This is a genomic window from Streptomyces sp. B5E4 (assembly GCF_039871555.1).
In the GTDB taxonomy this organism is placed as follows: Bacteria; Actinomycetota; Actinomycetes; order Streptomycetales; family Streptomycetaceae; genus Streptomyces.
This window is the reverse complement of record NZ_JBDPMI010000042.1, coordinates 1-12,715: the sequence shown is the minus strand read 5'-3', so window position 1 is coordinate 12,715 and position 12,715 is coordinate 1. Positions and strand designations below refer to the sequence as shown.

General features: G+C 73.3%; 4 protein-coding genes. 2 read left to right on the top strand and 2 right to left on the bottom strand.

Going from position 1 to position 12,715, the window contains the following annotated elements:
• Positions 1-143: 143 nt before the first annotated feature.
• Positions 144-1,328: a cytochrome P450 gene (locus ABGA99_RS33700; protein ID WP_347577759.1), complete on the bottom strand. Its 1,185-nt coding sequence runs from the start codon at positions 1,326-1,328 to the stop codon at positions 144-146.
• A 316-nt stretch (positions 1,329-1,644) separates the two neighbouring features.
• Between ABGA99_RS33700 and ABGA99_RS33695 the strand changes: the two genes are divergently transcribed.
• The gene (locus ABGA99_RS33695; RefSeq protein ID WP_347577760.1) at positions 1,645-2,661 is read left to right on the top strand and encodes a 3-oxoacyl-ACP synthase III family protein; all 1,017 of its coding nucleotides are present in this window, start codon (positions 1,645-1,647) and stop codon (positions 2,659-2,661) included.
• Between the two features lie 40 nt (positions 2,662-2,701).
• Positions 2,702-3,316, top strand: coding sequence for a hypothetical protein (locus ABGA99_RS33690; RefSeq protein WP_347577761.1), 615 nt, complete (start codon positions 2,702-2,704; stop codon positions 3,314-3,316).
• Between the two features lie 190 nt (positions 3,317-3,506).
• Here ABGA99_RS33690 and ABGA99_RS33685 read toward each other — a convergent pair.
• On the bottom strand, positions 3,507-12,715 hold a 9,209-nt coding region (locus ABGA99_RS33685), incomplete at its 5' end, for an SDR family NAD(P)-dependent oxidoreductase (protein WP_347584115.1).

Genomic DNA, 12,715 nt, shown 5'->3' with positions numbered 1-12,715 from the left:
ACACGTCGGGCTTGGGCGGCCATGCTCACCAAGCGGGCTAAAGCGCCACTAACCCGAACTTCCACGCGCTTGCGCGCGGGCCGGGCGCGCGCGGCGTGCGCGGCCCGGCCCTGTGACCGTCATGTGCTCCGGTCCCGCCGCGGTCAGCGGCCGGTGCTCACCGGCAGGACCCGCGGGCCGATCAGCCGCAGGTTGTCGTGCCACTCGGCGCCGGGCAGCACCTTCAGCCCGGGGAAGCGGCCGTACAGCCCCTCCAGGGCGATGCGGATCTCCAGCCGGGCGAGCGCCGCGCCGAGGCAGAAGTGCACGCCGCGGCTGAACCCGAGGTGCGGGTTGGGGTCGCGGGTGATGTCGAAGCGCTGCGGGTCGGTGAAGCGGCCCTCGTCGTGGTTGGCGGACAGCAGCCAGGCGACGACCAACTGCCCCTCGGGGATGGTCTCCCCGCCCAGCTCCACCTCGCGGGTGGTGACCCGGAAGGCCTGGCTGAGCGGCGGGTAGTAGCGGATCGTTTCCTCGATGGCACCGGGAATCAGCTTCAGGTCGGCGCCGAGGGCGGCCCGCTGCTCGGGGTTGGCGTCCAGGGCGAGGACGGCGCTGGCGATGACGGAGGTCGCGGTGACGTGCCCGGCCATCAGGAGCAGCCCCGCGAAGTTCGCGATCTCCTCCTCGTCGAGCCGGTCGCCGTCGATCTCCGCCTGCGTGAGCTTGCTCAGCAGGTCGTCGCCGGGGTTCTTCTCCCGCTCGCGGGCGTGCTTGCTGAAGTACTCGGTCTGCTCGCGCAGGGCGTCCATGACGTTCTCGTCCTTGAGGACGTCGGTGACCGCGCTCGTCGTCGAGGCGCGCGCCTGGGCCCACTTGTGGAACAGCGAGCGGTCCTCGGCGGGCACGCCGAGGAGTTCGGCGATGGTGATGACCGGGAGGGTGTACGCGAAGTCGGCGATGAGGTCGAACTCGGTCCGGTCGCCGAGGTCGTCGAGCAGCTCCTCGGTGATGGTCTCCATCCGGGCCCCCAGCTCGCGCACGGTGCGCGGGGTGAACGCCTGGCTGACCAGGGCCCGGAGCCGGTTGTGCTCCGGCGGGTCCATGAAGCCGAGGTTGGCGCGGTTGACCGTGCCGAGCGGCATCACGCGGTCCAGTTCGGCCGAGTACGTGGAGGCGTCGGTGAGCACCTCGGCCACGTCGTCGTAGCGAAGGATCTGCCACGTCTTGGTGTCGTCGTCGAACAGGACGCTCTTGAAGGCACGTCCCATGGCGAGCTTGCCCATCAGGGCCGCAACGGGGTCGGGCGACTCGGCTCCCGGCGCGCCAGGTGTGGTTTCTTCAGCCATTTCTCACTCCGTACCGAATTCTTGACGCGGCGGCGGGAAGGGACAGCGTGTGACGACTGAACCAAGAGGAAACGCCTGACGCATAACTCTCGCCGCGGCCCGGACCGGGCTCAGCATAAGTCGGTGCAGGAGCGCTGAGACAGCCCCGAATCGCCTTTATCCCGCAGACCTTAACCGGGCACAAGGCCCGCTTTAGCGCCACTGATCAACATGATATTCGGCGCTTTCTGCATTCTGCGCCGACGGTTATCCGTTCTTTGTCGCCGTCCAGCAGCCGGGAGGTCTTCGGATGGGTGTCCCCCACAACGATGCCCAGGTGTACGTTCACGGGGTGGGCACGGCGCTGCCCGGCTCCCCGGTGACCAACGAGGACATCGCCGCCCACTACGGCATGCCGACGGTGTGGCGGCAGTGGGTGGACGAGTTCATCGGCACGCGCAGCCGGCATCTCGCCGTCGACCTGGCCTCCGGGAAGATCACGCACACGCTCACCGACCTCGGTGAGAGCGCCGCACGCGGCGCTCTCGCGGAGGCCGGGCTGACGGCGGGTGACGTCGACGTGGTGGTGATGAGCACCGCGACCCCCGACCATCTGGCGCCGGCCACGGGCAGCCGGGTCGCCGCCCGGCTCGGCATCAGCGGCGTGCCCGTCTTCCAGTTGCAGTCCGGCTGCACCGGCGCCGTACAGGCGTTGGAGGTCACGCTCGACCTGCTGGGCAGCGGCGCGTACCGTACGGCCCTCGTCATCGGCGGCGACACCAGCGCCAAGCACACCAGCCCCGACGTGGACGCCGCCAGCGTCCCGCTGGAGGTTCAGGTCAACGGGCTGATCTTCGGCGACGGCGTGGGAGCCGCGGTGCTCGGCACGAACCCCGTCGAGGGCCGCCCCGTGCTGCGGCACGTCCACACCCGCCTCGTCGGCGCCGGCCGCGAACCCGGCCAGACCGTCTACTGGTTCGGCCGGGCCTCCACCGCCGACGGCGTGCCCGCCGCGGAGGACTACAAGACCATCGAGAACACGGCCGCCCCGATGGCCGCCGACGCCCTCAAGCACATGCTGCACGCGCTGGACTGGGAGGGCGGGCAACTGCACTACCTGCTGCCGCCGCAGCTCTCCTCGCGGATGACCAGCCGCACCCTCGACCACCTGGGCCTGACGGACACCGAGGCCATCAGCCGGGTCACCGAGATCGGCAACACCGGCAACGCGATCCCCTACTTCCAGCTCGAACTGCTGCTGCCCCGGCTGCGCCCCGGCGACCGCGCCGTCGGCGTGAGCATCGAGGCCAGCAAGTGGATCAGGTCCGGCTACGCACTGGAACAGCCGGCCTGACCGGCCCGAGTGGAACCGCCCGAGAGAAGGAACCGTCCGCATGACGATCGACCCGAAGACCCCGCTCACCCACAACCCCGTCATCGACGGGCTCGTCGCGTCCTGGCGCCAGATCGTGGACGCCGAGTACACCCCGCAGGACGCGGAGCTGCCGAACCTCGCGGTGCTGGCGCGGAGCACCGCGCGCGCCGTCGCGGCGGCGGTGCCGCGGCCGCTCGCGGAGGTCGCCGCGCCGGACGCCCCCGACGAGCCGGGTGAGCGGGTCCTGCTGGACAAGGTCATCCAGGAGGTGGCCGACCGCGAGTACACCCCGCTGAGCCCCGACGGGCCCAGCGTCGGCGACCTCGTCCTGGTGACGGAGAAGATCTACAACTCCGACCGCGAGGAGATCGGCGCCGACACCGGCCGGCTGCGGATCATCCGCAAGGACCCGGAGACCGGCCATCACTTCACGGTCTCGCTGGTCTCCTCCACGGTGGAGGGCAACAAGCTGTTCGGCTTCGGCTACACGGAGATGGAGACGCAGCTCTCCGGTGGCCGCACCACCATCCGCGTCGCCTGCTACGAGGGCCCCTGGGCGGGGATGAGCGGCGACCTGTCGTGGGTGATCAGCTCCATGACCGCCGCCGAGTCCCGCTACGAGCTGCACCGCTGACTCGCGGGGTACACCGCTGAGCGCCGGACGGGCGCCCGATCCTCCGTCCGCGGAAGCCGTCGAGGTACGTATCTCGGCGGCTTTCCCGTGTCCCCGGATGCTTTCCCGTACGCGGCGGACGGCGCCGGTGTTCCCGTACGCGCGGGGGCCCGGGGGACGGTGCTCCCCCGGGCCCCCGCGCCGCCCGGCGTCACTCCAGGCCCAGCTCCTGGTTGATCATCGCGAACATCTCGTCGTCCGTGGCGTCGTCGAACTCCGATCCCGGCTGCGCCTGGTCCGCGGGCTGGTCGAACCGGCGCAGCAGCGCCCGCAGCCGGCTCTCCACCTCCGTACGGGTGTCGGTGTCGTCCGGCGGGACGGTGAGCGCGGCCTCCAGCCTCGTCAGCTCCCCGAGCACCGAGGGCTCCGCCGCCGACGCCCCGTCCAGGCCCAGCGCGTCCCGCAGATGCTCGGCGAGCGTCTGCGGGGTGGGGTAGTCGAAGACGAGGGTGGCGGGCAGCCGAAGCCCGGTGGCGGCGTTGAGCCGGTTGCGCAGCTCCACGGCGGTCAGCGAGTCGAAGCCGAACTCCTTGAAGCTCCGCTCCGCCCCCAGCGCGTCGGCCGAGCCGTGGCCCAGGACGACGGCGGTGTTGCCTCGTACGATGCCGAGGAGTTCCTCCATCCGGCGGTCCGCCGGCTGCCCGGCCAGCCGCTCGGCGAGCGACTGTCCGCCGGCCCCCGTCTCGCTCGCGGCTGCCGTGCGGCGCACCCCTGCCCGTACCAGGCCGCGCAGCAGCGGGGCGAGTTCGCCGCTTTCCGCCTGACCGCGCAGAGCGGGCAGATCGAGCGCGACGGGTACGAGCCGGGCGCTGCCGGCCCGTAGCGCCGCGTCGAACATCGCCAGCCCGTCGTCGGCGGCCAGCGGCGCGATGCCCTGCCGGGCCAGGCGGGCGATGTCGGCCTGCTGCATGTGGGCGGTCATCCCGCTGGACTGGGCCCAGTAGCCCCAGGCCAGCGAGGTGGCGGGCAGGCCCGCCACGCGCCGCCGCTCGGCCAGCGCGTCCAGGAAGGCGTTCGCGGCGGCGTAGTTCGCCTGCCCCGGGGTGCCGAAGACACCGGCGGCCGAGGAGAAGAGCACGAACGCCGCCAGGTCCGCGTCCCGGGTCAGCTCGTGCAGGTTGAGCGCCGCGTCCACCTTCGGCCGCAGCACCCGCTCCAGCCGCTCGGCGTCCAGCGCGCCGAGGAGGCCGTCGTCCACCACGCCCGCCGCGTGCACCACGGCGGTGAGCGGATGGGTGGCGGGCACGTCGGCCAGCAGGGCGGCGAGCTGGTCCCGATCGGCCGCGTCGCAGGCGGCGATCCGTACGTCCGCGCCGAGGGCGGTCAGCTCGTCGCGCAGCTCGGCCGCGCCGTCCGCGGCCGGGCCGCGGCGGCTCGTCAGCAGCAGGTGGCGCACGCCGTGCGTGGTGATGAGGTGCCGGGCGAGCAGGCCGCCGAGGAGGCCGACGCCGCCGGTGATGAGCACCGTGCCCTCCGGGTCGAGGCGGCGCGGCGTGGTCAGGACCATCTTGCCGGTGTGCCGGGCCTGGCTCATGTACCGGAACGCCTCCGGGGCCTCGCGCAGGTCCCACGGCTGGACGGGCAGGGGGGACAGGGAGCCGTTCTCGAACAGCTCCCGCAGGTCGGCCAGCATCTCCGCGATCCGATCGAGGTCGACCTCGCGGAGGTCGTACGCGTCGTAGCTGATGTCGTCGCGCAGCTCGGCCAGTTGGCCGGGCTCGCGGATGTCGGTCTTGCCCATCTCCAGGAACCGGCCCCGGGGCGCCAGCAGGCGCAGCGAGGCATCGGTGAACTCGCGGGCCAGGGAGTTCAGGACGACGTCCACGCCCTTGCCGTCCGTCGCCTCCCGGAAGTCCGCCTCGAAGTCCAGGTCGCGGGAGGACGCGGCGTGCCGGTCGTCGACGCCCAGCGAGCGCAGCAGCTCCCGCTTGCCGGGGCTCGCGGTGCCGAAGACCTCCAGGCCCCAGTGGCGGGCGAGCTGGAGCGCGGCCATGCCGACGCCGCCGGTGGCGGCGTGGACGAGCAGGGTCTCCCCCGCCCGTACCCCGGCGAGGTCCACCAGGCCGTAGTACGCGGTGAGGAAGACCACGGGGATCGCTGCGGCCTGCTCGTACGTCCATCCGGAGGGCATCGGGACGACCGTGCGGCGGTCGGTGACGGAGACCGGTCCGAAGGCGCCGGGGAGGAACAGGCCCATGACCCGGTCCCCGGGCACCAGGTCCGTGACGTCCGCGCCGACCTCCAGCACGACGCCGGCGGCCTCGCTGCCCATGATCGCCCGACCGGGGTAGACGCCGAGCGCGATCAGCACGTCGCGGAAGTTCATGCCGGCCGCCCGTACCGCCACCCGGATCTCACCGGGTGCGAGGGGTGCTTCGGCGTGCGTGGACGGGATGAACGCCAGCTTCTCCAGCGTGCCCGGACCGGTCGTCTCCAGCCGCCAGTCTGTGCCGTCCGGCGGCAGGAGCAGCGAGCCGGAGCCGGCGAGACGGGAGAGGCGGGGCACCAGCGTCTCACCCTTGCGGAGGGCGAGCTGGGTCTCGCCGCGGCGCACGGCGCCGCGCAGGGCGGGTACGAGCGCACGGTGGGAGTCGGGGTCGTCGTCGACGTCGGCGAGGAGGAAGCGGTCGGGGTTCTCCGTGACGGCACTGCGGACGAGCCCCCAGACGGTCGCGGCGGCCAGGTCGGCGGGCCGTTCGCCGGATTCGGCGACCACGGCGCCCCGGGTGGCGACCACCAGTCGCGCCTCGGGACGGGGCGGGGCGTCGTCGGCCAGCCATGTCTGGAGGGCGACGAGGACGTCTTCTACGGTGCGGCGGACGGCGGCAGCGGACGGTTCGGCGCCGGTGTCCGGGTCCGGACCGCCGACCGGGAGCAGGACCAGGTCCGGACCGTCGGTGTCCGTGACGGTGACCACGGGCACCCCGGCCGCCGTCAACGCCTCGGCCAGACCGAGGGGATCCGCACCGAGCACACCGCAGGTGGTGGACGTCTCGCCGGCGGGGGCGGGGAGGTGGGCGGGTGTCCAGGTGACGGTGAAGGGCAGATCGGCTCCGGCCGCGTCCGCGGCGCCCAGCACGGCGGCCGGGCGCAGGGCGAGCGACGCCACCGACAGCACGGGATGGCCGGCGGGATCGACGGCATCGACGCGCACGGCGCCGTCCCCGGCGGGGGTCACGCGCACCCGCACGGTGGAGGCGCCGCTGCGGCCGAGGGTCACGCCGGAGAGTACGAAGGGGACGAGGACGCCGTTGGCGTCGCCCGTCGCCGGGTCGTCGGCCGCGAGGGCGGTGTGCAGGACGGCGTCCAGCAGCGCCGGGTGCATGCCGAACCGCTCGGCTCCGTCCCGTACCTGCTCGGGCAACACCACCTCGGCGGCCACCCCGTCGCCGTCACGCCAGACCCGCTGGACACCGCGGAAGGCGGCGCCGTAGCCGTAGCCACGCTCGGTCAACCCGGCGTAGAAGTCGTCCGCTTCGACGGTCCCGGCGGTGTCGTCGGCCGGGTCGGTGAACGCGGGGGCGGTCGTGCCTTCGATGACGTCGTCGGCGGGCGCGAGCACGCCTTCGGCGTGGCGCGTCCACGCCTCGGCGTCCCCGGCGGAACGGGAGAACACCCCGAACGCGCACCGGCCGTCCTCGCCCGCGGTACCGACCGTGACCTGCACAGGGGCGACGTCACCCGGGGAGAGGACCAGCGGCTCGTTGAGCATCAGCTCTTCGACGGTCCCGCACCCGACCTCGTCACCGGCGCGGAAGGCCAGTTCCAGGAAGAGCGCGGCGGGCACGAGGGTGGTGCCGTTGACGGCGTGGTCGGCGAGCCAGGGGTGGGTACGGAGGCTGAGGCTGCCGGTGAGGAGGGTGGACCGGCTGTCGTCGTCGGCGAGGTGGAGGGTCGCGCCGAGGAGGGCGTGCTCGGCGCTCTGCAGGCCGAGGGTGGCGGGGTCGCCGCTCCCGGCGGCGGAGGCGTCGAGCCAGTAGTGCTCGTGCTGGAAGGGGTAGGTGGGGAGGTCGGTGAGGGGCGCGGGGGGCTGGTGCCAGTCGACGGGGGTGCCGTGGGTGTGGAGGTGGGCGAGGGCGAGGCGGAGTTGGGTGGGGGAGTGTTCGTGGCGGCGCAGGCTGCCGGTGGCGATGACCGCCGGGTCGGTGTCGGTGATGGCGGTCGTCAGCGTCGGGTGAGGGCTGGTCTCGACGTACGTGGTGTGGCCGCTGGCGACGAGTCGGGTGAGGGTGTCGTGGAAGCGGACGGTCTCGCGGAGGTTGGTGTACCAGTAGTCGGCGGTCAGGCCGGTGGTGTCGAACTCCTCGCCGGTGACGGTCGAGTAGAACGGGATCGACGCTGCCTGCGGCTCGATTCCCGAAAGCGTGCTGAGCAGGGTGTCGCGGAGCGCGGTGACGTGGGGGCCGTGGGACGCGTAGTCCACCGGCAGCAGCCGATTGCGTACCCCCGCCTTCTCGCACTGAGCGAGGTACGCCTTCACGGCGTCGGTGTCGCCGGAGATCACGGTGGCGGTGGGGCTGTTGACCACGGCGACCGACAGCTTGCCATCCCATGCCGCGATCTCTTCCGCGATCTGGGTGTGGGGCAGTGCGACGGAGGCCATGGTGCCCTGCCCGGACAGGACGCGGATGGCCTGGCTGCGCAGGCACACGACCTTCGCGGCGTCGTCCAGTGTGAGGGCTCCGGCGATGTGGGCGGCGGCGATCTCGCCCTGGGAGTGGCCGATGACCGCATCCGGGCTGATGCCGTGGTGCTGCCACAGCCGCGCGAGGCTGACCATGACGGCGAACAGCGCGGGCTGGACGACGTCCACCCGCTCCAGCAACGCGCCCTCGGGATCGGCCAGGACGTCGGTGAGCGACCAGTCGTCCGCGTAGACGGCAAGGGCCGCCTCGCACTCGCGGATGGCCTGGGCGAAGACCGGCTCGGTCTCGATCAGGTCGGCGGCCATGCCCGCCCACTGCGCACCCTGACCCGGGAACACGAACACCGTCTTCCCACCGGTCCTGGCATCGCCGCTGACCACCCGAGCCGACGGTTCGCCGGCTGCGATCGCCGCCAGTCCTTCCAGGAGTTCGTCCCGCTCACCGCCGACGACAACCGCGCGGTGCCCCAGGGCGGAACGCGCGGTGACCAGGCTGTGCGCCACCTCGGCCGACGTGACGTCTGGCCGCTCGGACAGATAGCCGTGGAGCCGCCGGGCCTGGTCGGCCAGCGCCTGCGGCGTGTGGCCGGAGACCGGCCACGCCGTCACGCCACCCGGCTCCACCACCGCGGGTGCGGTCTCGGACTCCGGCGCCTGCTCGACGATCACATGGGCGTTCGTCCCGCTCATCCCGAACGACGACACACCCGCACGCCGCGGCCGCTCCTCGTCCACCGTCCACGGCCGCTGCTCCGTCAGCAGCTCCACCCCGCCGGCTGCCCAATCCACGTGCGGCGACGGCTCGTCCGCATGCAACGTCCGCGGGAGAACCCCCTCCCGCATCGCCATCACCATCTTGATCACGCCGCCGACACCTGCGGCGGCCTGAGTGTGCCCGATGTTCGACTTCAGCGACCCCAGCCAGAGCGGTGCATCTTCGCGATCCTCGCCGTACGTCGCCAGCAGCGCCTGCGCCTCGATCGGGTCGCCCAGGGTCGTTCCCGTGCCGTGCGCCTCGACGGCGTCCACGTCCGAAGTCGACAAACCGGCATTGGCCAGAGCCTGCCGGATCACCCGCTGCTGCGACGGACCGTTCGGCGCCGTCAACCCGTTCGACGCACCGTCCTGGTTCACCGCAGAACCACGCACCACCGCGAGCACCTTGTGCCCGTTCCGGCGCGCGTCCGACAGCCGCTCCACGAGCAGCAGCCCGACACCCTCCGACCAGCCCGTGCCGTCCGCCGCCGCGCCGAACGCCTTGCAGCGCCCGTCCGGTGACAGCCCGCGCTGCCGGCTGAACTCCACGAAGGTACCCGGCGTGGACATCACCGCGACGCCTCCGGCAAGCGCGAGGTCGCACTCCCCCTGGCGCAGCGACTGGGCGGCCATGTGCAGGGCCACGAGCGACGACGAACACGCCGTGTCGACCGTCACCGCCGGACCCTCCAGGCCGAGGATGTACGAGATCCGGCCCGACGCGATGCTGCCGAACGTGCCCGTCAGGGTGAACCCCTCGACGCTCTCCGCCGCCTGCTCCGCCCACCGGGCGTAGTCGTGGTACATCGCGCCGACGAACACGCCGGTCTGACTCCCGCGCAGCGTGCGCGGGTCGATGCCGGAGCGTTCGACCGTCTCCCAGGTCGTCTCCAGCAGCAGCCGCTGCTGCGGGTCCATCGCCAGCGCCTCCCGCGGGGAGATGCCGAAGAACCCGGCGTCGAACTTGGCCGCGTCGTGCAGGAAGCCGCCCTCGCGGGTGTACGAGGTGCCGCTGTGCTCGGGGTCCGGGTGGTACAGCTCCTCGACGTTCCAGTTGCGGTCCGTCGGGAACGGGGTGATCGCGTCGGTGCCGTCGGCCACCAGGCGCCACAGGTCCTCCGGCGAGGCGACGTCGCCCGGGTAGCGGCAGGCCATGCCGACGATCGCGATCGGCTCGTCGTCCGGGCCGGCGGTGCCGCTCGCGCGCGGCGCGGCGCGCGCGGTGTCGTCCGCGGGGACGGCGGACGACAGCAGGTAGGCGGCGAGGCCGTCCGGCGTCGGGTAGTCGAAGAGGAGGGTGGCCGGCAGCCGCAGGCCAGTCGAAGCGCTGAGCCGGTTGCGCAGCTCGACTGACGTGAGCGAGTCGAACCCGAGCGCCTTGAAGCTGGCCTCCAGGTCGAGCTGGTCGGGCGAGGCGTGGCCGAGGCTCGTGGCGATGTCGCGGCGCAGGAGGTCCAGGACCAGCCCACGGCGCTCGGGGTCGCCGAGGCCCGTCAGCCGCTCAGCCAGCGGCGCCGCGTCTCCCGCTCCCGTACCGGCGGACACGGCACGGCGCGCGGGCGCGGGAACGAGGTGGCGCAGCAGGGCCGGGAGGGTGCCGGTCGCGGCACTGGCGCGCAGGGTGGGGAGGTGCCAGCGCGTCGGGACGAGCAGGGCGTGGTCCGTACCGCAGCCGGAGTCCAGCAGCGGCAGCGCTTCCTCCGGCGTGAGGGCGAGGACGCCGTTGCGTGCCATACGGGCGATGTCGGCGGCGTCCAGGTCCCGGGTGATGCCGGAGTCGGTGTCCCAGAGACCCCACGCGAGTGACGTGGCGACCCGGCCGGCTGCTCGGCGGTGGTGGGCCAGCGCGTCCAGGAAGGCGTTCGCCGCGGCGTAGTTGGCCTGGCCGGCGTTGCCGAGGACGCCGAAGATCGAGGAGAACGTGACGAAGGCCGTCAGGTCCAGGTCGCGGGTCAGCCGGTCGAGGTGGAGCGCGGCCGTGATCTTCGGGTGCAGGACGCGGCGCAGTTGCTCGGGCGTCATGGTGGCCACGACGCCGTCTTCGAGGACGCCCGCGGCGTGGACGACGCCGGTGAGCGGGTGCTCCGCCGGGACGGTGGTCAGGAGGGCGGCGAGAGCGTCGGCGTCCGTGGTGTCGCAGGCGGCGACGGTGGCCTCGGTCCCCGACCGGCGCAGTTCCGCGACGAGTTCGGCCGCACCCGGGGCGTCGGCGCCGCGGCGGCTGACGAGGAGCAGGTGCGGCACGGCGTGGCGCTCGGCCAGGTGCCGGGCGACCACGGCGCCGAGGGCGCCGGTACCGCCGGTGATGAGCACGGTGCCGGCGTCCTGCCAGGGGTTCCGGGCGGCGTCCGCGGGAAGCGCGCGGCGGACGAGGCGCGGGGTGAGGACCTGGTCGCCACGGAGGGCGACCTGCGGCTCGTCGGCGGCGAGAGCGCGGCGCACGACGGCCGTCAGATCGGCCGGGCTCCCGGCCGCCGGGTCGGGGTCGAGGTCGACGAGCAGGAAGGAGCCGGGGTGTTCGGCCTGGGCGCTGCGGACCAGGCCCCAGACGGCTGCCTCGGCGAGGTTCGGAGCGATCCCCTCCCCCGCCGCCACGGCACCGCGGGTGACGACGACGAGCGTCGCGTCGGCGAGAGCGGCGTCGGCGGTGAAGTCGCGGAGCGCGGCGAGGACGGCTTCGGCGGTCTGCTGGGCCGCCGCAGCGGGGTCGTCGTCGGTCGGGGGGACGGCGAGGGTGACGACGTCGGGGGCGGGCATCCCGGCGGCGACCGCGGCGCTGAGGGCCGCCACGTCACCGTACGGGGGCGGCGCGTCGGGCAGTCCGCCGGGCGCGGAACCGACGCACGCCCAGCCGCCCGGGGCACCGGCGGGGGCACCGGCGGGCAGCGGGGACCACTCGACGGCGTGGTGTTCCGCCTGCGCGGATTCGCCCTGGCCGGAGGCCAGTTGTGCGGAGGAGGCGCGGCGGAACGCCAGCGACTCGACGGAGGCCAGCAGTTCACCCGCCTCGTCCGTGACTGTGAGGGAGACCGTATCGGCGCCCGCAGGCCTGATCCGTACCCGGGCCGCGGCGACCGGCCCGCGGTGCACGCGCACGCCGGACCAGGCGAAGGGCAGGAGCAGGCCGTCGTCGGGGTGCTGTTCGGGCTCGTCGCCGGCCGCGAGGCCGTGGAGCAGCACGGCATGCAGGGTGGCGTCCAGGAGTGCGGGGTGGAGTACGAACCGGGGGTCGTCCGCGTCCGCGTCGGGCAGCCGCACCTCGGCGAAGGTCTCGCCGTCGCCTTGCCACGCCGCGGTGAGGCCCTGGAACACGGGTCCGTAGACATACCCCCGCCCGGCCAGCGTCGCGTACGCGTCGGAAACCGGCAGAGTACGGGCGTCGCCGACGGAGAACTGCGCGTCACCCGGCCCGGCGGTGTTCGGCGAGTCGACTGCCAGCCGCCCCTGGGCGTGGCGCGACCACGCGGTGTCGCCCGCACCGACCGGACGCGCGTACACCGCGAGCGTACGGCCGCCCGTCGCGTCCGGAGCACCGACGAGCACCTGCACCTGCACAGGGGTCGACTCAGGTACGTGGAGCGGGGCTTCGAGCGTCAGCTCCTCAAGGGCGTCGCAGCCGACGCGTCGGGCCGCGTGCAGGGCGAGGTCGACGAGGGCCGTGCCGGGAAGCACGGTCTCCCCGAGGATCAGGTGGTCGGCGACCCAGGGGTGGTCGGCCTGCGACAGCCGCCCGGTGAGCAGCATCCCGCCGCCGTCGGCCTGCTCGACCTCGGCGCCGAGGAGGGGGTGTTCGGTGGGGGAGAGGCCGGTGGTGGTGAGGTCGGCGGTGGTGGGGGTGTCGTGGAGCCAGTAGGTGTGGTGTTGGAAGGCGTAGGTGGGGAGGTGGGTGGTGTGGGTGGTGGTGGGCCAGGTGAGGGGGGTGTGGGTGGTGTGGACGGTGGCGAGGGCGGTGGTGAGGG